Consider the following 229-nt stretch of genomic DNA (forward strand, 5'->3'; position numbering starts at 1 on the left):
TGGGTAACGCGGCCGAAATCCTGCCGGAACTGGTCAAACGTGGCGTGCGCCCGGACATGGTCACCGACCAGACCAGCGCCCATGACCCGCTCAACGGCTACCTGCCGGCCGGCTGGACCTGGGACGAGTACCGCGCCCGCGCCAAGACCGAACCCGCCGCCGTGATCAAGGCCGCCAAGCAGTCGATGGCCGTGCACGTCAAAGCCATGCTCGAGTTCCAGAAGCAAGG

Annotated in this window: 1 pseudogene; it reads left to right on the forward strand. The window is 66.8% G+C overall.

Annotated features, from left to right (window positions below):
- Positions 1–229, forward strand: a pseudogene (locus AC0L20_RS42030) (urocanate hydratase); the annotation flags it as partial.

It is taken from the genome of Bradyrhizobium sp. Kon58 (genome assembly GCF_055807455.1).